We start from the raw sequence: 23,773 nt of genomic DNA, 5'->3' as shown, positions 1-23,773 counted from the left end.
TATCCCCCCTTTTAGTTCTCCTCGAACGCTATATCACCATGAATAAATTGCTGTACGCGAACATTCGTAGATTGTTGAAAGTCTTTCGTCTTCGACACTTCTATGAATTGCCCTTTATCTAACAAAGCAATCCGATCCGCTATATAAAACGCCGATTTCATATCATGCGTCACAACAACAGACGTACAATTCAATCGTTCTTGCATATTACGAATCAGCATGCTAATAGCATTCGAGGTTACTGGATCTAATCCTGATGTAGGTTCATCATATAAAATCAACATAGGGTCAAAAGCAATGGCTCGCGCCAAGCTAACGCGTTTTTTCATGCCCCCTGATAGTTCACTGGGTTTATATGTTTCATACCCTCCTAGTCCGACCCAATCCAACTTTTCTCTTACTATCTTAGCAATATCATCAGCACTTCTGTGGCCTTCACGAACTAAGCCAAATGCTACATTCTCACCTACCGTTAAGGAGTCAAAGAGTGCAGAATATTGAAATACCATACCCATCCGTTGCCGTACTCGATTAAATTCCGCTTCAGACATATGTGTAATATCGTGTCCATCCACTAAAATCTGTCCCGATGTAGGCTTTACTAATCCTATTAATAAGCGTAACAACGTACTTTTACCGCTACCACTGCCTCCTAAGATAGCTACTGTTTCTCCATCTAAAATTGTTATGTTAATATGATTTAATATAACCCGCTCATCATATGCCATGACTACATCTTTAAATTCAATCATAATGAACCTCAGAATAATAAAACGGATAAAAAGTAATTTAATATAAAGATTAAAATAATGCTCGTCACCACCGAACTAGTCGTAGAATTACCTACTGCTCTAGCCCCACTGCCAGTGTACATCCCTTTATAAGCACCTACGAGAGCGATAACGGCACCAAACACACTCGCCTTTATAAGGCCATATGTTAAGTCTGTTATCACCGCCAAATTTTGTATCGACGTCGTATAGGTTAGACTGGCTAATCCTTTTATATAGGTAGCTACAAACCAACCACCGCCAACGCCAATCAAGACGCCATAGAATGATAAAATTGGCACCATAATCATACAGGCAACGACGCGTGGAACTACCAAATATCCTACAGGATTCGTAGCCATCACGCGTAACGCATCAATTTGTTCAGTTACTTTCATAGCACCTAGTTCAGCAGTAATAGCCGCCCCTACACGACCTGCTAACACGACGCCCACCAAAATGGGGCCCAATTCACGTCCCATAGCAATGGCCATAATGCCACCTACAGTGCTTTGGGCACCATAGGTAATTAATACATCTGCCATTTGTAACGTCATAACTGCACCGGCGAACACTAAAGTTAAACTAATAATCGGCAAGGAATCCACGCCTAGATATGCCATTTGTTGTATTGTATGACGCCAATTAATCATTGTTAATTGGCTACAGGTATCTACTACAAGTAACATAGCACTACCTATTTGTTCCAATCGTTCTAATGTCCAACGACCAATTACCTCTAACCAGTGCATAAAGCCTCCTCGCTTATCGGATACGTCTTATCAAGTTATGTTTCCAATTTCATTTTTGCCAATTGTATTGCTTCTTTTTTCTTTTTCGCCAACATTTTATCTCGCTTATCCGGCGTCATAACTTGAATGTTAAACTGACCATCACCTTGAATAATATAGTCTGTATTCACATAGGTTCGTTCCTCTTTTGTATCCTTATGTAAATTATCTTTATTTCCCTTTTTAGTAATAGTGCCTGGTAATTTATTTGATTCCACACCATCGATTTTAGCAGTCTTTTTAGAAGATGTGCCTTCACTGTCTACCATGCTAACCCCAGAGTCTAAAATTTCAACTACTATTTGTTGATTCGAGTCAGTTGTCAATAATTCCTTATAAAATTCATTAAAATCTTTATACGTTTTCAAGCGCCGAATAATTTCATCTGTTAAATTATATTTTTGTTTTTCAAATACATATGGTAATGGTACAACGCCACCACCACGTACTTCTAACACGGCATCGCCCAATGGCTGATCTTTAGGAACAGTGTATAGCACTTCTTTTGTAAATGGTGTGCCTCTAAATGGATATAATTTTACATTAACAGAAATCGTATCGCCTGGTGAAACGATGACAGGAGATGCGGTGGCATCAACAATTTTAGCCGTTTTCTTGTCTTCCATCACATCTACATGAATCGTAATATCAGAAATATCATAATCGATAAAGCGATTATTCATTAGTACATCGATGACATTATAAAATTCATCTACACTTTTAATACTAATAGAATCCGCAGAGTAGAACATATTTTTTCTTGTAAAAGGAACAATTCCCGTATTACGCGGCGTAATGGTATATGATATGGTCGCCGTTCCCGCTCCAGATCTATCTAAGGTTTTATTTAAAAATGTATATAACGATGTGGATGCTAATGATGGCGTCATATCGCTAGATTCAATAACTTTTACATAGGCAGTTCGTTCCTTACCTGTATCTAAATCGCGAATGACCATACGTACGGGAATACCTGCATGAATACGACCTACCGTACCAGCAATACCGCTACCACGGTCTTCGACAACAGAGCCTACTTCAGCACCCATAGATCCTAATTTGAAAGCTGATTCCACACTTTTTACTACTGTAAAGATACTAGAGTTGTGCATGAAATAATTAGTGCTACCATGTTTTAAGAAAGGATGTCCAAAGGCAACAACTTTATCATCATCCACATAGGTAACGGTACCAATTGCACCTAATTTCAAATCGCCATCCACTAATAATGCTGCTACAGATCCACCAGGGACTAAAGGTTTAACCACATCATCTCCATTGGCCGCTGCCGTATCATACATATCATAATGATATTGTGGTAATTTCTTCGCCATATAATCCAATGCATCCCGATCAAATCCATAGGCCATTAACGGTGTCCCCATAGGAATTAATTGACCATCTTGCCATTGATGGGCCATTTCTTTTTCGTAGGGTATATTCCACAGTTTGACCATATCCGCAATCGGTGTAATCATGCCAATCGTACCATCTGCAAATCCCCAGCCATAGGCTACGGCACCGACTAATTTTCCATTAATGTATACAGGACTACCGCTCATACCATGCGCAATACCCCCTGTTTTATCCATAACAGGACCGGAAAATTTTGCTAATATCAAATCTCCTGATGGCCCTTTATCTTTCATAATGCCTAATACTTTGACATTAAATGTAGAGATTGTATCTCCTACAAGTACAGTTTTCGCAATTCCTTCCATGCCTGTTTTTACATCAGCCACAGGCATAAAATCAACAGCTTGCGCCTGTACCGCTACAGACCAACAGAAGAAAAGCGCCAGTACACCTTTTCCATACCGACGCAAAGAATGAGGTAATTTCATTCTTATTTCTCCTCTCTATTTACTTTCAATAGTAACAACTACTTGACCTCGTTCTACGGAAGATCCTATTTGTGCCTCTACAGCACTAATAACGCCATCTACAGTGGCTTTTGCACCTGCCATAGGACCTGCTAATGTTTCTATGGTGAGTAATGTATCACCTTCTGTGACAGCAGTACCTACCGGTAATACTGTGGCTACAGTTCCACTTAATACTGTAAATTGTTGCACTGGCTGTGCCATAGCTGGCATAATCCCAATAGCAGTCAATACGGCTACTACCGCCATAATTATATTCTTTTTCATATATACCTCCAGTCATACCCATACAGGCTATAACATGATGAACTTATATGTATTATACTTATAAAACTTATCACTCTATAATTAGTACCATATATTACATTATATAGCAAAAAATAATTCTATACTAGAGTTATTTTATATACGCCACGCTTAATCGTCATAGAATACAAACGAAATAGTATAAGTACTTATATATAAATGGATTACAACAAATAAAAATTTATTGTAATCCATTGGTAGTAATAAGTAAGCTAATTAACCTATGATTTCATAAACTACTCTGCCTATTGCAATTCATCTAGACTATCTCGTAAATCAGACATTTCTTCTAAAGCCTTAGCCGTTCCTTTAATCACTGCATAGCGTGGTGAGTCCATTAGGTACGTAGCGATTCCAACGATTCGTGTAATTAATCGATCTAAGCCATCCATAAGAGCACCACCACCGGTTAAGACAATGCCATGATCGGCAATGTCAGCCACTAATTCTGGTGGTGTTTTTTCTAAAATCCGCTTAATACCTTCTATAATAGTCATGACTTGTCCTTCTACAGCTCGTTGAATTTCGCTAGACGTAACCATAATTGCCTTTGGCAATCCGGAAGCACTATCACGACCACGAACAATCATTTCATTGCTTTTCGCATGACGATCTACAGTACCAATAGATATTTTCAATGCTTCCGCCGCACAGGTACCAATAATTAATTTGCGTTTTCGACGGATATAGCGAATGATTGACTCATTAAACATATCGCCACCTAAGCGTAATGATTCACTCACAACAATGCCCGTAGTACATACTACGGCAATGTCTGTAGTACCACCACCAATATCTACTACCATAGCACCTGCTTCTTTCACAGTATCAAAGCCTATTCCCAACGCAGCTGCTAAAGGTTCTTCAATGAGTACCGTTTTCTTAGCACCGGCTCGCAAAAAAACTTCTAAGACCGCTCTTTTTTCCACTGGTGTAACACCTGATGGCACGCATACTACAATTCTAGGTCGTATAATCGCAGAAATAGATACTACACTTTTTAAAAAATAGCGTAGCATAAATTCAGTAGTATCATAATCGGCAATAACGCCCGCCTGTACTGGGCGAATAACCTCCACTCCTTGCGGTGTGCGTCCTAACATATGTTGCGCTTCTTTACCAACTGCTAAGACTTCCTTTGTGTGAATGTCTCGTGCTACGTAACCTGGTTCATCTAAGACAAGACCTTTTCCTTTTACATATATCAACACATTGGCCGTTCCCAAATCAATGCCCACATCATAAGTAGCTACACGACTTACAATATCGAAAAGAGATTTTCTGTATTTTTTTGTTTCTTTTTTCATGGTCATTTGTGGCGTTGTTTTAGCAATCATTTGTGTTTGCCTTGCTCGTCGTGCTTTACGCCTATCGTCTATGGTTAGAGTCTTCGCTTTTTTCTTATTCGTCCACCCGAACAATGTCAGCACCTAACCCTTTCAATTTACCTACCAAATCATCATAGCCTCTATCGATATGATGTAAATGATCAATTTCAGTAGAACCTTTGGCCGCTAAGCCTGCACACACCAATGCTGCTCCAGCTCGCAAATCGGTGGCACGAACACGGGTACCTGTCAAGTGATCAACCCCATCAATAATGGCTTTTCTGTCTTCAATGCGTATGTGAGCTCCCATTTTTTGCAATTCTTCCACATGCATAAACCGATTTTCAAATACAGTTTCTGTCACAGAGCTAGTACCTGTAGCAATCGTTGTTAGCGCCATAAATTGCGCTTGCATATCCGTAGGAAATCCTGGGTATGGCAATGTTTTAATATCAACCGCTTTGAGGTTTCCATCACTAATGACGCGAATGCCATCTACATCTTCTTCTACGGTAACACCAGCTTCTTTTAATTTAGCCACCACTGGTTTTAAATGTTCTGACAAAGCGTTTTCCACATACACATCGCCACTAGCCATAGCTGCCGCAATCAGATAGGTACCAGCTTCAATACGATCTGGAATAACCGTATGTACCGCTCCGCTAAGTTCTTTAACCCCTTGGATGCGGATAATGTTAGTACCAGCCCCTTTAATATTGGCCCCCATACTATTCAAATAGGTAACCAAATCGACAATTTCAGGTTCTTCGGCTGCATTTTCAATAATGGTTTTTCCCTCTGCTAATGTGGCCGCCATGATAACATTTTCCGTAGCACCAACGCTTGGGAAATCGAGATAAATTGTATTGCCTCGTAATCCATTTGGTGCATGGGCATACACATATCCTTCAGTTAATTCGATGGTAGCGCCTAGTGCTTCAAACGCTTTCAAATGTAGGTCAATAGGTCGACTACCGATAGCACACCCGCCAGGCAGAGAAATTCTAGCTTCTCCTTTACGTGCCAAGAGTGGCCCCATTACTAAAAAAGAAGCTCGCATGCGTCGAACCAAGTCATAAGGAGCTTCGATAGCGGTTAACTGCGAAGCATCAAAGTTAATTTCATCTGTATCGCGATTAAACGTCACACGCACACCTAATGATGCAATGACATCGCAAATCGTAAACACATCATCTAATTTTGGGATTTCTAGTAACGTACTAGGAGTTGTGGCTAACATAGTAGCCGCAATAATTGGTAAGACGGCATTTTTTGCACTACTAACTCGTACTCTACCTTTTAATTGATTACCACCTTTAATAATAAGCTTTTCCAACAGAGTTCCTCCTATTTAATCCCATTTCTATAGTAACGTTTCAGTTTGTTCATCATAATTCACTACATTATAGTATACTATTATTTGACTCGTATCATCAAGTATTATGCGTTTTAATTTCCAAAGGAATCCTTGTGACGATGTTCCTCACCTATATACATCAAACTAGTAGCTTACAGGCCTCATTTAGTAATATTGCTCATGCAATGATGAGTCTTGATTATATCTTTTTATACATCTCATTAAAACAAAAAATATGTACTATGATTGTAGTACTATACATAGTATATAATGTATAACGCATATCATAAGGAATATATACTGTGCCCCACTGAGCAACTTAATCGTTAATTTCTATACTTAACACGTTTGTACTAGTGCACGTGTTCAAACTAATAATGCGGATTGTAGACACCTATGTGTACAGTCCGCATTATCCTTATTATCTAAATGAGTATCATAAAATGCAGTTACACTATCATTTCATGATACTCACTCTAGCATATCACTTGATACCATTATCAATTATTTAGCTTTCAAATTTTTTAATTTCTTATCTAAATTATGAATTGTATCTACAAATCGAGTGGTTCCTGTTTTGTAACGCATAACAACAGAATGTGTTCTCATGCCACCATTAAATGTACGAATACCATTCAAAATATTACCTGGTGTAATCGCTGTGGCAGCAAAAATTGCATCATCGCCGCCAACTAAGTCATCCAAAGTCAACACTTTATTGACGTCAGTAATTCCCATGGCATGACAGCGAGCAATTTGTTCTTCATTTTCTGGAAGTAATCGTGCTTGCATATCGCCACCAGCACATTTTAAAGCAGCCGCTGCTAATACACCTTCTGGAGCCCCACCTGTACCGATTACCATATGTACACCAGAACCTTCAAAACAACATTCCATAGCAGGGTTTACATCGCCATCTGTAATAAGGCGAATACGGGCACCAGCTTGACGACATTCTTTCATAATTTCATAATGGCGTTCACGATCTAACATAACAACAGTAATATCATCAATACTACGTTCCATCTTTTCTGCTACTCGTGTTAAGTTTTCTGTTACTGATGCGTCTAAATCAATAACACCTTTCGCACGTGGACCTACACATAATTTTTGCATATACATATCTGGTGCGTGTAATAAACATCCTTTCGGAGCAATTGCCAATACTGCGATGGCACCATTTTGACCTTTAGCAATCAAGTTAGTACCTTCAATAGGATCCACAGCAATATCAACGACTTCACCGCCACGGCCCACTTTTTCTCCAATATAGAGCATAGGCGCTTCGTCGATTTCACCTTCACCAATAACCACTGTCCCCGTAATGTTAACAGTGTCAAACATTTGACGCATAGCATCAACTGCTAGTCCATCAGCTTCATCTTTCTTACCACGGCCTATCAAACGAGCGCTATTTAATGCGGCAGCTTCTACTACACGAACAAATTCCAATGATAAAGAACGATCCATAATTTGCCTCCTCAAGCATATGCTTATGTATATAATCATTAATTCTCTATAGTACAATCACTATAGTATTTTAGTCCTAGTACACACTCATTAATTCTATTATACACTTATTGATTTGCTGTATGCCAATCTTCTAAAAATCTAGCAATTCCTGCATCTGTCAATGGATGTGTCAAGGCTTTCATCAAGACTTGATAAGGTACTGTCGCAATATGAGCACCCGCTTTAGCACATTGAGTTATATGAAGCGGTGTTCTCACACTGGCTGCAATAATTTCAGTATCAATGTTATGTAACTGAAAGATCTGTGCAATATCTTTAATCAATGTAATGCCATCCATGCTTATATCATCAATGCGACCTACAAATGGGCTTACATAAGATGCACCAGCACGGGCCGCCAATAAAGCTTGATTTGCAGAGAATATTAAAGTTACATTTGTCTTAATGTTCTCTTTGTGAAGAACGGACACGGCTTGTAACCCTTCTCTAGTCATTGGTATTTTTACGACCACATTATCATTCCATTGACTAATTGCGCGACCTTCTTCAATCATTTCAAGCGCTGTCGTTCCTATGACTTCTGCATTGACTGGACCATCAACTAACTGAGAAATCTCTTTGATGACCGCTTGTAAATCACGATGTTCTTTCACAATTAACGATGGATTGGTGGTAACACCACTAATACATCCCATAGCATAGGCTGTTTTAATTTCTTCAATATTCGCTGTATCAATAAAAAATTTCATATATATACACTTTCATACTTTCTTGCTAACTACAATGGTTGTCACTACAACTATTTATTATTTGGTCGGATAACTGTACATCCACCCATGTATGGCACTAAGGCAGTCGGTATCACGACTGATCCATCAGATTGCTGATTATTTTCTAAAATTGCCGCCACAGTACGACCTACGGCCAATCCGGAACCATTTAAAGTATGAACAAATTCAGGTTTTTCTTTTGGTCCACGACGGAATTTAATGTTCGCTCTGCGTGCCTGAAAATCTGTCATATTAGAGCAAGAAGAAATTTCTCGATATTTATTTTGTGCTGGCATCCATACTTCTATATCATATGTTTTAGCAGATCCAAATCCGATATCTCCTGTGCAAAGAGTAATCACACGATATGGCAATTCTAATAATTGTAACACTTCTTCTGCATCATGGGTCAACGATTCTAATTCATCCCACGATGTATTTGGATCAACTAATTTGACCATTTCTACTTTATTAAATTGATGTTGACGAATAAGTCCTCTTGTATCACGGCCAGCTGAACCCGCTTCTGCACGGAAACAAGCTGTATGTGCGGTAAAATATTTTGGTAAATCGGTTGCTTTCAAAATTTCTCCGCTATAATAATTCGTCAAGGTTACTTCTGCCGTAGGAATCAAAAAGTAATCCATCGTATCACTATGAATTTTAAACATATCTTCTTCAAATTTAGGAAGTTGACCTGTGCCAGTTAATGTTTCACGCGTTACCATATAAGGGGTCATCATTTCCGTGTAACCCTGTTTTTCTATATGTAAATCAAGCATAAAGTTAATTAATGCCCGCTCTAATCTAGCACCTAAACCTTTATAAATGGTGAATCTAGCACCGCTTAATTTCCCTGCCCGTTCAAAATCTAAAATATCAAGGCTTTCACCTAGATCCCAATGGGCTTTACTTTCAAAATCAAACACCCGTGGTGTGCCCCATTTACGATTTTCAGGATTATCATTTTCATCTGCCCCTACAGGCACTGTAGCATCGCACATGTTAGGCAAGCGAAGTGCTACATCGCGCAATGAAGCAGCCACCTTTCTGGCACGATCATCTAATTGAGCAATTGCTTCCCCTACTTTTTGCATTTCTGCAATTTTATCATCTGCATTTTCTTTATTGCGTTTTAATTGACTAATTTCAGCAGTAACTGCATTGCGTGTTGCTTTTAACTGTTCTACTTCTAGAATAATTTTTTTGCGTTCATCATATAATGTAGCAAATGTTTCTAAATCACCTTTTGTATGACGATTATCTAAATTTACTTGCACTGCGTCCAAATTGTCTCGGACGAATTTCATATCTAACATATACAAACCCTCTTTTATTTATCTGCCTCTTAATGGAAATATCCAATTACATTTTAGTTTACCATAAACTACTTATTTCGACTAGTAGCCGATCTAACACCCTTCGTCATCTAGGAACCTATACCAATCGATAGACAGTAACATTCTGTCATCACTGCTATCCTCAATCATCCTCTTCATCTAGCAAATAATCCTTTGCCATCCATCGTTTCGTGGCAGTAAATGATATGGTTACCCATTTTTCAGTAGGATTGCCTCCAATTTCTGCATCAATTTCATTGCGAATGCGATCCAACTCAACAATGCTCTGTTGTGGAAAGTCTTTAGGAATTAAAATATCGATTTCAATAATTCGAGCATTTCCATATTTTTGAACACTACTCACATAGTCTTTAAACTGATACCGCTGCATGAACTCATCCATAATCGTTTGCACTTCATCATGCAATGCAGGCGGTGCATATCCTAAGATTTGTTTTGTCGATGGAATGAGTATTTTGATAGCCGATGGCAAAATTTGTAACGCTAATACGATTAATACAATAGGGTCTATATATTTAGCATACACTGCATAGTCCGTAAATTCTAATCCAGCCGCCATAACAAAACTAATTAATATAGCCGCTTCTAGCCACGCATCAACGGACCAACTAATATTATCAAACTTGATAAGATTTGATTGCAAACTTTTATTAATGCGATGTACATACAAGTAATACGCCGCATCAGCAATAGTAAAAAAGATGGCGTAAAAGATAGCTGGTCCAAAATCTACTACGCGGCCCCCATTCAGAAGATCGGTAACACCACTTGATAAAGCGTATAAAACGATGACTAAAATGAATAAACCTTCTACGGCCAACACCAATGGTTCAAATTGCCAAAAACCAAATTGGAATCGCTTACTCGTTTCGCGAGCAATTAATTTTGATGTCATCAGCATCATGACCTTAATGACTACGTCGACAAAAGAAAATACCCCATCTAGTAATACGGCACTCGATCCCGTAACAATCCCCATAATCGTACCACTAATGGCAACTAAACTCATCAACGCTGTGGACTGTATCAGTAATTTTTGCTCAATTGATTGCCGCGCTTCTACAACGTTCATTGTCCCATGCTCCCTTATTTGTATTGACTGTCTTATATACACTTTCAATCTAACTGCATCTATACAAAATCTATTATGCCTACTACAGAAGATACGCCCCTAATACATACTGCAAACTAAGAACTCTAAATCAATCATCCATATACTATTGATAGGATAGCCCCTTACCTTCGTGCTAGTAATTATCTTTCTATCTATATATTGTACTAAATAAGTAGGTTGCCTGTCCAAAGAGATCCATATCTTACCAGCTGCACTACGTCTGTATAGGGGCCCTCAAATGTGTCTACTATACATGCTATCACTAATATTATCTATTTAAGAAAGGAGCCGATTCTTTCTTCCATACATATGCCTCAATCTCTCTAGTTCCCTCTGCCGTACGTCTTATATATACACCTTGCATTTCGGGTGCAAACCCTGGGAATTGATTAAGACCTGCTTCTAACACGAGAAAATAGTCTCTAGCTGTTTCAGACCATCGTTCGCCAGGTTGTACGCAAATAACACCTGGCGGATATGGTAAAGCGCCTTCTAAGGCAATGCGATTCATTATGTTAGCTAGGGGCACTAACTCTCCTTCTCCACGTACAAAGGCAATGTTTGCCACTTGTGGTGTAGTCACGTACTCTGGTAAATAGTCATATAAGAATAATCTTTTTTGCAAACTACTCATGCCACGATTTTTATAAAAATCATGCATTTCCTGACACAATTGGCGAATTGTATAGTCTCGATACCTATAGTGATAGGCCTCATACAGTGATGGCAATACCTCTTTCATGGGTACATCTTGGTCAATCATTGTCTCAAACTGTACCAAAGCGGCCAATAATCGATTCATTTTATCCGCACTTTCAGCAGGCGTCATCAAAAATAAAATCGTATTAAGATCACATTTTTCTGGAATCACTCCGTGTTCTCGAAGATAATTTGCTAAAATCGTGGCTGGTATGCCAAAACTTTCATAATCACCTGTAGCCACATTAATGCCCGGTGTAATGAGCTGTAATTTGCATGGATCCATACAATATTGGCCGCTACCATATCCTTTAAAAGAATGCCACTTAGCCTCTGGAGTAAGTGAAAAATAAGAAATATCCTCAGCCATAGCACGCGTAGTGCCATCTTGCCACGACTCACCATGTACCATTGGGGGAATCAACGGGCGTATATAATGGCACTGTGAAAGGACTGCCTTGCGTGCATCAATAGAACGTTCTACGCATTCTTTCCATAATTGTCGTCCCATTTCACCATCATGTATCTTAGCATTCACATCTAATGATGCAAATAGCGGATAAAAAGGAGATGTAGACGCATGCATCATAAACGCATTATTAAATCGTTTATGATTAATATATCGTGCTTGTCCTTTTATATGAGCATCTTTTTTATGCACTTGTGACGCCTGTGAAAATCCAGCTTGTTGCTTATGAACAGATTGGGTTACTAAAATACCTGGATCCTCAGGGCCCAATTCTAACAACAATGGACTGCACTCTTTCAACATGGGGATAAATTGTTCATACCCCACCCAAGCAGAATCAAATAAAATATAATCACATAAGTGACCAATGGCATCAATCACTTGCCGTGCATTATAGATACAACCATCATACGTGCCTAATTGAATAACTGCCAAACGTACTGGTCTTTTTTCTTGGGCTTTAATAGGGTCCCGCTTTCCTATTACATCTCTGATGTATGTTTCATCAAAGCAATGTTCTAAAATTCCCCCTATGGAACCAAATGGGTTCCTAGCCGTTTCCAAATATACTGGTGTTGCGCCAGCCTGTATAAGAGCTCCATGACTAATTGATTTATGATTGTTTCGATCATATAAAACAATATCTCCCGGTGTTAAGACAGCATTGAGCACCATCTTATTCGCCGCCGATGTGCCATTGAGGACAAAGTAAGTTTTATCTGCATTAAATACACGAGCCGCTTCTTGTTGCGCTCGGCAAGCTGGCCCTTCATGAATGAGTAAATCACCTAATGCTACATCTGCATTACATAGATCACTGCGAAATATAGTCTCTCCATAAAAATCAACAAACGCTTTACCTGCAGGATGGCGCGTATAAAAGCGTCCCCCTTGATGTCCTGGACAATCAAATTGCACTGGTTGTGACTCTACATACTCCATTAATGCGCCAAAAAAAGGAGGTAATAGTTTCTTTTCATACTCTGTAGCGGCGCTAGCAATGTCTTTCATATATGACTTTCTTTGTGCCACATCAGTATCAATGATATGGGCCCTATGTCGCAATAGATGCGATTGTGTTCTTTGAGAGGATGTGCGTATTAAAAAAACAGGAATGTCTAACGCATGTATCCTTTCAAAATGAGTGATATCCTGATCTGTCATGACAATCGCTGCCACGTCAGAAAAGTCGGTTGTCTCTAAGGGCACACACTCTCTTTCAATCAATGGAGAAAATAAAGTTGCTCCTATTTTTGAATACGCAATTTTTAGTGGTTTCACGCTACGGTCTCCTACTCTATACAATCTTCAATCAACTACATACGCACCAGTGGCACAAGTAATTATCAACTATCCACCAGATGCTATCAGATTACTGTTAATTTCTAACTTTTTTCCATATACATAAGTTTATAAAAATAATTATAACTCACATGTTAGTATAATCCGATACTTGTACCTATTTTCACATTCATAACTATATAAAAAGTGTAGCCCTTATAATAAGGACTACACTACACTATCTTCATCTACGCTTCTATCATTACCTCTTGTCTAAGACACATAGATACGCTATACCTATAGTAGCTTAAAAGAGCAATAACTATTACTATACGAAGCAATAAACATTTATTCAGTTGGGTCTGCCACTTCTGGTTTCATTAATGGGAATAACAATACATCGCGAATAGAAGCGGAATCAGTTAAGAACATAACTAGACGATCTATACCAATACCCAATCCAGCTGTTGGAGGTAACCCATATTCCAACGCTGCTACATAGTCTTCATCCATACGATGCGCTTCATCATCACCAGCTTCGCGTTCTTTTAATTGTGCTTCAAATCGTTCTTTTTGATCGATTGGATCATTCAATTCAGAAAAGCCATTGGCCAATTCACGACCATAAACAAATGCTTCAAATCGTTCTGTTGTTAGCGGTTTTTCACGCTTCAATTTAGCTAATGGAGAAATTTCCTTTGGATGGCCATACACAAAGGTTGGTTGGATTAAGTTTTCCTCTACATATTCTTCAAAGCAAAGATTCATAATTTTACCAATGCCATCATTAGGTCCATAAGCAACATGCAAGCGGTCAGCAATAGCTCTAGCTACTTCTACCGTTTCCACTGCATCAAAATCTTCGCCAGCATATTTTTTCACACCTTCTGCCATAGTAATTCGATTCCATGGTGGGGTCAAATCAATTTCAGTACCTTGATAGTTAATCTTAGTAGTGCCTAATACTTCTTTAGCACAATAGGCTACAATATTTTCAGTCAAACGAATCGCATCTTCATAATTGCCATACGCTTGGTATGATTCCATCATAGTAAACTCAGGATTATGACGATTATCAATACCTTCATTACGAAATGAGCGATTAATTTCATACACACGTTCTAACCCGCCAACAATTAATCGTTTTAAGTATAATTCTGGTGAGATGCGCATATAAATATCAATATCTAATGCATTATGATGCGTAATAAATGGACGTGCTGCCGCGCCACCAGGAACAGCATGCATCATTGGTGTTTCCACTTCCATAAACTGTTGTCCATTTAAGTATTCGCGCACTTTCGCAACGATTTGTGTTCGTTTTATAAACGTATCACGCACTTCTGGATTGACAATTAAGTCCACATACCGTTGTCTGTATCGTAATTCTGTATCTTTTAAACCATGCCATTTTTCTGGCAATGGACGTAGCGCTTTCGATAATAGTGTTAATTTCGATACTTTAACAGTCACTTCACCTGTATGCGTTCTAAAAACATGGCCTTCAATGCCAATGATATCGCCAATATCAAGGATTTTAACATGTTTATAGTTATCGTCCCCTAATACATCTTTACGAAAATATATTTGTATATCGCCAGACAAATCACGAATATTAGCAAATGCTGTTTTTCCATGTGATCGAATCGTCATCAATCGGCCCGCCATGGTCACAGGTTGATCTTCAAAATTAATAAAATCATCTTTAATTTCTTGTGCATGCTGTTTCGCTACAAATCGTTGTCCAAATGGATATACCCCATCTGCTTCATATTGAGCTAATTTATCACGACGCACTATCATTTGATCATTCAAATTTTCTAATTCCGTCTGTGGAATTTGTTTTTCCTCGCTCATTTGTTACCTCCTTGTACGTACACTGTACCACTCGCCACTATGATGCATTACTTAATTAATCGCCAATACTTTAAAAGTAACAGGGCCGTCCGGAGTAATGACTTCTACATTATCACCTTTGCGTTTACCTAAAATGGCACTGCCTACAGGAGATTCATTAGAAATGCGATTATTAAATGGATCTGCTTCAGAGGATCCTACAATTACATATTCAAGTTCATCATCATACGATGTGTCTAATAATTTAACTTTACTACCTACAGTTACCACATCACCTTTTGCACTTTCGTCGATGATTTTTGCTGTATTTATTTTGTTTTCTAATTCAAAAATATGACCTTCAATAAACGCTTGTTCATTTTTCGCATCATCGTATTCAGAATTTTCACTAATATCCCCATATTCAATGGCAATTTTAATACGTTCTGCCACTTCAATACGGCGCACAGATTTATAATAAGCCAATTCCTCTTCTAATTTTTTTAGCCCTTCAGCTGTTAATAAAGTTTCTTTTACATCAGCCATTCTTACAATCCCACTTTCCTAAAGTCTATAAAAGGAAAAAGTGTCACAATGATGACACCTTTACAATCATATAATAAATATATAATTAATCTATATTATTATAGCTAGATACAATTTTATTGTCAATGCTAATCCATAAGCACATATGTAATACATCTAGCGTAGTCAACCATTTGTAGTCTATTATACTACAGCTCATCAATTTAACCTAATAAACTTCTATATTGATGAATCGTTTCTACAAACTGTGATACTGTCGTTACCGTATTAATCAAATTACGCCACCTGCCTGCTTCTGGTAAGCCTTTAATATACCATCCTGCATGCGTTCTAATTTCACGAACGGCTAACATGTCGCCTTTATAGTTACATAATAGATGAAAGTGCCGCAACAACATGTCTAATTTTTCCATGCCTGTTGGTTCTGCTAGTAATGTGCCATCTGCTAAATACTGATTTACTTGATCAAAAATCCACGGATTACCTTGCGCACCGCGTCCTATCATGACCGCATCACACCCAGTATATGTCAGCACATCAAGTGCCCTTTTAGCATCAACTATATCACCATTGGCAATCACTGGTATATCCACTTCTTCTTTAACCACCTTGCAAAAAGACCAATCAGCACTACCACTATACATTTGTTCCCTGGTTCGACCATGAATAGCAAGAGCCGCGACTCCCACATCAGCCATACCTTTAGCCAAGTCAACTACATTTTTATGATCTTCATCCCATCCTATTCTCATTTTTACCGTAACGGGTATGGATACAGCCTTAACAGCGGCCTTAGCCACTTGCCACGCAAGGGTTGGTGTTTTCATCAATGCAGATCCATCACCGGAAGACACGATTTTTTTTACGGGGCATCCCATATTAATATCTACAATATCAGCCCCTGCTCTTTCAACCGCTTGGGCTGCCAATGCAATCGCACTAGGGTCAGAACCAAATATTTGCATCGATACAGGATGTTCCCCATCTTCCATCCGCAACAATTCATGCGTACGGTCATTATTATATTTAAGCCCCATGGCACTAACCATTTCTGTGCACACAAGGGCCGCTCCATGTTCTTTGGCTAGTAACCGATAGGCTATGTCACTAACACCTGCCATAGGTGCTAAAATAGCCTGTCCTTGAATTTCCACATTCCCAATATGCCAACGTTTTTTATTGATTTTTTTCATAGATTAACCGTAATCCTTCTAGTGTTAACATAGGTTCTACATAATCAATGCAATCTGTAGCACTGCCAATTAAATTAGCCAATCCACCAGTGGCAATAACGGTCACACCTTCTGGTAATTCTTTTTTCATACGATTAACCAAGCCTTCTACTTGTCCCACATATCCATAAAACATGCCTGATTGCATAGAGGAAACAGTATTACGGCAAATGACTCTACCTGGATCACGCACTTCGATGCGCGGCAATTTAGCAGCCCGTTGGAATAGTGCTTCTGCTGAGATATTAACACCTGGTGCAATGACACCACCCATATAGTCCCCATTCTCTAAAACGGCACAATAGGTAGTCGCCGTACCAAAATCGATAATGATACTAGGTCCACCATATTTTTCAAAAGCGGCCACCGCATTAACGATACGGTCAGCTCCTACTTCGCGAGGATTATCATACTTAATAGCCATGCCTGTTTTGGTGCCAGGTCCTACAATTAATGGTTTTACGTTAAAATAGCGTAAGCACACATGCTCCAAGGTTGGCATCAATGGGGGTACAACCGACGAAATAATAATCGATGTAATATCGCTAACATTTACCTTTCTATCATGAAAGAATAAATTCATAATAATAACACCGTACTCATCTGTCGTACGAACTCGATCCGTGGAAATTCGCCAATGTCCTACTAAATGTTCATGATCATACACACCCAATACAATATTGGTATTTCCCACGTCTATTACTAATAACATTATAATCCTCCTATTTCATAGCTGGTCGTATAGATACATCACCTGCTATAATACGTTCTGTTTTGCCATTTGGCAAGCGAACTATTAAATTACCATCTCGGTCGATATCGATAGCATGACCTACATAGGTATTACCTGGGGCTCTAACTTCTACATCTTGATGCAATGTAACACTTAACTGTTTCCACTCTTCAAGAGTCGTATCAAATCCACCACTAACCACTTTATTATACTGATTTTCTAGTTCTTGTAAAATAGTTTGTAACGCAACCTTGCGATCAACCGTTACACCTTCCATCGCAAATGACGTAGCAATATCCTTAATATCTTCAGGCAGTTCACTTTTTTCCACACTAATATTAATCCCCATGCCCATAATGATATAGGAAATTTCTTCCATAGTGCCACTCATTTCTGTTAAAATGCCAACTATTTTTTTCCCTTTCACTAAAATATCATTAGGCCATTTTATCCCAGCTGCTTCTAGTCCTAATGCATGAAAAGCTTTTGTTAACGCTACTGCAGCCATTAACGTACATTTAGGCGCTTCTATGGGTGAAAATTTAGGGCGCAAAATTAAACTCATCCATATACCTTTGCCATAAGGAGAAAACCAACCTCGTGTCAATCGACCTCTCCCTGCTGATTGCGTTTCCGCCACCACAATTGTCCCCTCTGGTGCACCTTCTTGTGCCAATAATTTAGCTTCACGATTCGATGAATCAGTACTATCCATGTATATATAATGTTGACCAAAGTACTTTGTATGTAAATCTTTTTGTACATCGCTAGGTCTTAGTAGATCTGGTTCTTCTATAAGACGATATCCTTTTTTAGTAAAAGACTCAATTACATACCCCTTATCGCGTAATGCTTTAATATGTTTCCAAATTGCTGTTCTAGATACATGACACGTGTTCGACATATCTTGTCCAGATACAAATTCTCCATTCTTAGCTCTTAATAGATCTAAAACCATGTCTCTCATAATACCCCTCCTTTTTGTCAACTTAAGTTTACAATACGATTCTACAATAAAATAGAAATGTAAATCAAGTTTTTATGAGCTGATAGACTCCTATTCATAGGAAATTATATAAATTGTATCCTGTCCTATGCCTTACCAGTTATCACCACTATTAGAAATAGCCCAAAATATATATCTATACGCAATAGAAAAATAAACCTTTCCCCTATAACGACTATCTAGAATAGTAACCTCCTTACAATGTTTCACATATCTATGTATAGATATGTGAAATGAATCGTAACACGCGCCTTAATAGGCCTACAGACTATCTAGTACACTTGCCTATATCTATATTTATATCATTGCTTACGCCCCATCACTATCAATAGCATTGACTACTAGTAATACACCCCACTAAACCTACACAAGTAGATTATGTCATTCATAGTAATACGTTCTACATCTAATTGACATTCTATGAATGGCACATATAAAAAAACTATCTCTATATGATAGTATCATATAGAGATAGTCTTTTTAAGAACAATAATTTATATTCATAGCCCAATGACTCATGCTTATGATTTATCTGCCTCTGATGTAGTGTCTTTTAATACACCAGGTGTAATAATTTCTTTAGGCACTACTATGCCCGCTTCTTCTAATGCATGTTTAGCATCTTTCGATTCATCTACCTCTGGCGATGTAACAGTACCATACTTATACAAATTTTCCACTTGTGTATGATCAATCGTTTCTTCTTCTAATAAAGCATGCGCCATATTATGTAAGAAGTCAATATTATTCGCTAATAATTCCATTACATCATTATAGGCATCAGCTACCATAGCATGCATTTCTTTATCAATTTTTTCCGCCACTGCTTCGCCATAATTTCGTTCGTGGCCTAAATTACGTCCCAAGAATACTTGCTCTTGATGTTCACCAAATACCATTGGTCCTAATTCATCACTCATACCCAAACGAGTAATCATTGTCCGAGCAATGTTGGTCACCTGTTGTAAATCATTAGAAGCGCCACTACTAATTTCATGTAAAATAAGGGCTTCTGCACAACGTCCCCCCAAAGCTACACGAATATCCGCCAAATATTGGGAACGCGTCTTAAAGTTTACTTCTTCCTCTGGCAACATTAATGTATAACCACCGGCACCACCGCGTGGAATAATCGTTACTTTATGGACTGGATCTGCCTCTGGTAATAAATGAGCCACAATGGCATGTCCTGATTCATGATACGCCGTTAATCGACGTTCTTTTTCATTCACAATATGACTGCGCTTTTCAGGACCCATCATAACTTTTTCACTAGCTTCTTCCAACTCATCCATAGAAATAATTTTTTTATTGTGACGAGCTGCTAATAAAGCTGCTTCATTTAGCAAGTTACTCAAATCAGCTCCTGTAAATCCAGGTGTCTTACGAGCAATCACTTTCAAATCAATATCATCGGCTAATGGTTTATTTTTAGCGTGTACATGTAAAATGGCTTCACGACCACGCAAGTCGGGACGACCTACAGTAATTTGGCGATCGAATCGACCCGGGCGCAATAATGCAGGATCTAAAATATCAGGACGGTTAGTAGCTGCTACAGTAATAATACCTTCATTCGCACCAAACCCATCCATTTCTACCAATAATTGATTCAATGTTTGTTCTCGTTCATCATGACCGCCACCTAACCCGGCGCCACGTTGACGACCAACTGCATCAATTTCATCAATGAAGATGATGCAAGGTGCATTTTTTTTAGCTTGCATGAACAAGTCACGCACACGAGAAGCTCCAACGCCGACAAACATTTCCACAAAATCAGATCCAGAAATGCTAAAGAAAGGAACGCCCGCTTCACCAGCTACTGCTTTAGCCAATAAGGTTTTACCAGTCCCTGGAGGGCCAAATAATAACACTCCTTTAGGAATCTTGGCTCCGATGGCATTAAACTTTGCTGGATTACGCAAGAAATCAACAACTTCTTGTAATTCCTGTTTTGCCTCATCAGCTCCAGCCACATCTTTGAACGTAACATTCGTATTACCTTCCATCATTTTGGCTTTACTTTTGCCAAAATTCATAATACGGCCACCGCCACCTTGCGTCTGTTGCATAATAAAAAACCAAACAGCTACTAACAACACGATTGGCAAAATAGATGTCAGTAAACTCATCCATATAGATGGTTGTTCCGGTGGTTTTGCTGTAATTTCTACGCCATTTTCTGTTAATTGTTGAATCAACGTAGCATCTGTCGGTGCATAGGTTGTAAATTCCGTACCATTATTTTTTAATTTACCAATAATCGAGTGATTATCTGTAATGGAAACACTTTCTACATTCTTTGTTTTTACTTGTTGCATAAAACCAGAGTAACTAATCTCTGGTTTATTAGAAGTAGAGCTAGCAAACATGTCTATAGCTGCTACCGCTGCTACAATAATCAGTAAATACAAAAGGACATTTTTTGTAAATCGGCCCAATGTATGACTCCTTTCATTATTATACTTGTTATATCATTTTACTATCTATCTCATAAATTATGCAGATATACCTTTTGCTATTGTATCACATTTGATAGAACTAGACAATCAAGATAGTAGTGTTCACTCTAGTAAAAGCTATGCTGGTAGATAGTACTTATTGATATATTTCTTCTTTCAAAATCCCAATATATGGCAACTGACGATAACGTTCTGCATAATCTAAACCATAGCCAATCACGAAATAATCTGGCACGGTAAATCCATTGTAGTCTACATGTACTTCCACTTTACGCCGTTCTGGTTTATTTAATAAGGTTGCTAATTTTACAGACTTAGCTTGACGAGCTTTCAAGTTATCTAGTAGATAATGCAATGTAGTGCCTGTATCTACAATATCCTCTACTACTAACACATGTTTGCCTTCAACGGATCGATCTAAATCTTTCATAATCCGTACTTCTCCACTACTAACAGTGCCATTACCATAGCTAGAACAAGAGATAAAATCTAGCGACACATCTACATCATTACCAATGGCGCGAATTAAATCTGTATAAAATACAACCGCCCCTTTAAGGACACAGACAAGTACAAGTTCTTCTCCTTTATAGTCTTGAGAAATCGCCTCCCCTAATTCTTGTACCCGTTTTTTTATTTCTTCTTCTGATAATAGTACTTTTTTCACATCGTTATGTAACATTATGATCCGTCTCCTTAATGGTTCCTACATAGTATGCGCTCGCAGTGCTATCAACTACGCGTAGTGCACAATTGTTTCTATAAGGCAATACCAATTGATGTCCAATCGCTATAAAATATAACACATCCCTCTTTGAGGTCGGTATTTTTCTATCAATTAAATAGGACTTTAATTTTTTACTACCAATTCGTTGTCCCTGTCCATTTAATAAAATAATACGATCACCTGGTGCACGATTCCGTATTGTAATCGCATCCGTTACCCACTCATAAGGTATACAAAATTGATTATTATCTAACATGCTAGGCGCAGTATCTTGTATACACACCTTCTCAATGGTCACTAGTTGCTGCACGCTAGACTTGAAAACCTCATCAACAACAGAGGCAACACCGATTACTATTTTATCATATTGCGCTACAACTTTCATCTGTCCTATAGCAAAAACTTTTACTTCTTTACTACCTAGTAACGTACATAGTTGCTTTTCATGCACTTCTTCCAAACGACGAGCCACCAGCTCTCCATCGATAGAGGCCGTTTTAATCATGGAAAACGCTCGCCGCCACACATAGGGCAACATCGCTCTATCCAACTGACGCATACCAGTTTTTGATAAACTAATGTAGGAACAACTTTCTAGCGGATACGCATCATGTTGCTGCTGCCCTATCGCTCGTTTCTCATGGAAGGGTAAGGCATCGCTATCCGTAGTAGTACTATTCCTATGTCTATCATTTTTTTCTTGATCCGATAGCAATACACATGCTTCTAACGCTTCTTGCGCTCTTTTATCGATATACATATAGGCCTGTTGTGCCAAGTGACCTAATCGAAGTATGGCATCCACCGCCTTTGGGTTTATCGTTTCCATAGGGGGGAGCACGTCCCAACGTATGCGATTACGCGTATACTGCGTATCAAAGTTAGAGTGATCGATTACATAGGGAATATGATGCGCTTCTACATATTCCACCAGTTCTTCTTTTGTCACATCTAACAACGGTCGTATGATGGGTATGCCGCTCACTGAATCGGTGCGATATTTCATACCTTGCAAGCCATTGAGTCCGCAACCACGTATCATATGCGCCAGTATCGTTTCCGCTTGATCGCGCTTATGATGAGCAACGGCAATACAGTCATACTCATGAAGAGTAGCAATGTCTTGAAAGATTTTATAGCGCATAATGCGTCCCATTTCTTCGATGGAAAGTCCCTTTTTTTCTGCCAACGACGTAATGTCTACGGACTGTCCATAAAAGTCCCAGCCTTCTTTCTGTGCTATTCTTTCTACCAAGGAGAGTTCCTCGCCACTTTCTAAGCGCAACTGATGATCTAGAGTCACAACGCCTATATGACACTGTGGATATAGTTCTTGTAGTATATATAAGAGCCCCATTGAGTCTGGTCCTCCAGAACAGGCCACTAATATACGTGACACTTGATCGAATAAATGCTCTCTTTCACAAGTATGACGAATTGTTTCCACGCAAAGCTGAACCATATATACAAAACCCCACTTTCTCTAATCATCTACTACGCCCATCACATCTATCAAATCCTTATAGAAGAACAGACTATAGCAACGATATACTCTCATACACGCGTTGGCTACTATCAGTATCGTATCTATGTTATGTACATACGCTTTTCTTGATACATCACGTC

Annotated in this window: 19 protein-coding genes; all 19 read right to left on the bottom strand. The window is 38.6% G+C overall.

All coding sequences use genetic code 11. From position 1 onward, the window contains the following. Positions 1-11: 11 nt before the first annotated feature. The 19 genes from K357_RS0107590 to tilS all read right to left on the bottom strand — a co-directional run bounded on the left by K357_RS0107590 (position 12) and on the right by tilS (position 23,609). Positions 12-752: an ABC transporter ATP-binding protein gene (locus K357_RS0107590; protein WP_028258149.1), complete on the bottom strand. Its 741-nt coding sequence runs from the start codon at positions 750-752 to the stop codon at positions 12-14. A gap of 8 nt (positions 753-760) precedes the next feature. Next, positions 761-1,522, bottom strand: coding sequence for an MlaE family ABC transporter permease (locus tag K357_RS0107585; RefSeq protein ID WP_028258148.1), 762 nt, complete (start codon positions 1,520-1,522; stop codon positions 761-763). 35 nt (positions 1,523-1,557) lie between these two features. Then, positions 1,558-3,405, bottom strand: a complete 1,848-nt coding sequence (locus tag K357_RS09190) for a SpoIVB peptidase S55 domain-containing protein (protein WP_038113941.1) — start codon at positions 3,403-3,405, stop codon at positions 1,558-1,560. Between the two features lie 15 nt (positions 3,406-3,420). Continuing rightward, entirely contained in the window at positions 3,421-3,711 is a 291-nt protein-coding gene (locus tag K357_RS0107575; RefSeq protein WP_028258147.1) for a hypothetical protein, read from the bottom strand. A 284-nt stretch (positions 3,712-3,995) separates the two neighbouring features. Further along, complete coding sequence (gene mreB, locus K357_RS0107570; RefSeq protein WP_081658431.1) at positions 3,996-5,087, bottom strand: rod shape-determining protein; 1,092 nt, start codon at positions 5,085-5,087, stop codon at positions 3,996-3,998. Between the two features lie 64 nt (positions 5,088-5,151). After that, positions 5,152-6,414, bottom strand: coding sequence for a UDP-N-acetylglucosamine 1-carboxyvinyltransferase (murA, locus tag K357_RS0107565; RefSeq protein WP_028258145.1), 1,263 nt, complete (start codon positions 6,412-6,414; stop codon positions 5,152-5,154). A gap of 525 nt (positions 6,415-6,939) precedes the next feature. Continuing rightward, positions 6,940-7,905 carry a class II fructose-bisphosphatase gene (gene glpX / locus K357_RS0107560; RefSeq protein ID WP_028258144.1) on the bottom strand — a complete coding sequence of 322 codons (966 nt, stop codon included), beginning with the start codon at positions 7,903-7,905 and terminating at the stop codon, positions 6,940-6,942. A 107-nt stretch (positions 7,906-8,012) separates the two neighbouring features. Then, the gene (fsa, locus tag K357_RS0107555) at positions 8,013-8,657 is read right to left on the bottom strand and encodes a fructose-6-phosphate aldolase (RefSeq protein ID WP_028258143.1); all 645 of its coding nucleotides are present in this window, start codon (positions 8,655-8,657) and stop codon (positions 8,013-8,015) included. Positions 8,658-8,707: 50 nt separating this feature from the next. Beyond that, entirely contained in the window at positions 8,708-9,997 is a 1,290-nt protein-coding gene (gene serS, locus K357_RS0107550; RefSeq protein ID WP_028258142.1) for a serine--tRNA ligase, read from the bottom strand. A 163-nt stretch (positions 9,998-10,160) separates the two neighbouring features. Further along, positions 10,161-11,111, bottom strand: coding sequence for a cation diffusion facilitator family transporter (locus tag K357_RS0107545; RefSeq protein ID WP_028258141.1), 951 nt, complete (start codon positions 11,109-11,111; stop codon positions 10,161-10,163). A gap of 310 nt (positions 11,112-11,421) precedes the next feature. Beyond that, positions 11,422-13,602, bottom strand: coding sequence for an ornithine decarboxylase (gene speC, locus K357_RS0107540; protein WP_028258140.1), 2,181 nt, complete (start codon positions 13,600-13,602; stop codon positions 11,422-11,424). 348 nt (positions 13,603-13,950) lie between these two features. Beyond that, entirely contained in the window at positions 13,951-15,459 is a 1,509-nt protein-coding gene (gene lysS, locus K357_RS0107535) for a lysine--tRNA ligase (protein WP_028258139.1), read from the bottom strand. A gap of 51 nt (positions 15,460-15,510) precedes the next feature. Continuing rightward, positions 15,511-15,984: a transcription elongation factor GreA gene (gene greA, locus K357_RS0107530; protein WP_028258138.1), complete on the bottom strand. Its 474-nt coding sequence runs from the start codon at positions 15,982-15,984 to the stop codon at positions 15,511-15,513. A gap of 203 nt (positions 15,985-16,187) precedes the next feature. Further along, positions 16,188-17,177 (bottom strand): tRNA dihydrouridine synthase DusB, encoded by a 990-nt coding sequence (dusB, locus tag K357_RS0107525; protein WP_038113936.1) that lies wholly within the window; start codon positions 17,175-17,177, stop codon positions 16,188-16,190. Next, positions 17,161-17,928, bottom strand: coding sequence for a type III pantothenate kinase (locus K357_RS0107520; protein WP_028258136.1), 768 nt, complete (start codon positions 17,926-17,928; stop codon positions 17,161-17,163). The genes dusB and K357_RS0107520 overlap by 17 nt, the downstream gene beginning before the upstream one ends. Positions 17,929-17,938: 10 nt before the next feature. Then, positions 17,939-18,916 carry a biotin--[acetyl-CoA-carboxylase] ligase gene (locus K357_RS0107515; RefSeq protein ID WP_028258135.1) on the bottom strand — a complete coding sequence of 326 codons (978 nt, stop codon included), beginning with the start codon at positions 18,914-18,916 and terminating at the stop codon, positions 17,939-17,941. Between the two features lie 560 nt (positions 18,917-19,476). Further along, the gene (ftsH, locus tag K357_RS09185) at positions 19,477-21,399 is read right to left on the bottom strand and encodes an ATP-dependent zinc metalloprotease FtsH (RefSeq protein ID WP_051212171.1); all 1,923 of its coding nucleotides are present in this window, start codon (positions 21,397-21,399) and stop codon (positions 19,477-19,479) included. 157 nt (positions 21,400-21,556) lie between these two features. Beyond that, positions 21,557-22,102: a hypoxanthine phosphoribosyltransferase gene (gene hpt / locus K357_RS0107505; protein ID WP_038113932.1), complete on the bottom strand. Its 546-nt coding sequence runs from the start codon at positions 22,100-22,102 to the stop codon at positions 21,557-21,559. Continuing rightward, positions 22,092-23,609 (bottom strand): tRNA lysidine(34) synthetase TilS, encoded by a 1,518-nt coding sequence (gene tilS, locus K357_RS0107500; protein WP_071838050.1) that lies wholly within the window; start codon positions 23,607-23,609, stop codon positions 22,092-22,094. The genes hpt and tilS overlap by 11 nt, the downstream gene beginning before the upstream one ends. Positions 23,610-23,773 lie beyond the last annotated feature (164 nt).

It is taken from the genome of Veillonella montpellierensis DSM 17217, assembly GCF_000426745.1.
Classification (GTDB): domain Bacteria; phylum Bacillota; class Negativicutes; order Veillonellales; family Veillonellaceae; genus Veillonella; species Veillonella montpellierensis.
Note: the sequence above shows the minus strand (reverse complement) of the source record. Positions and strands in the feature narration are given on the sequence as shown.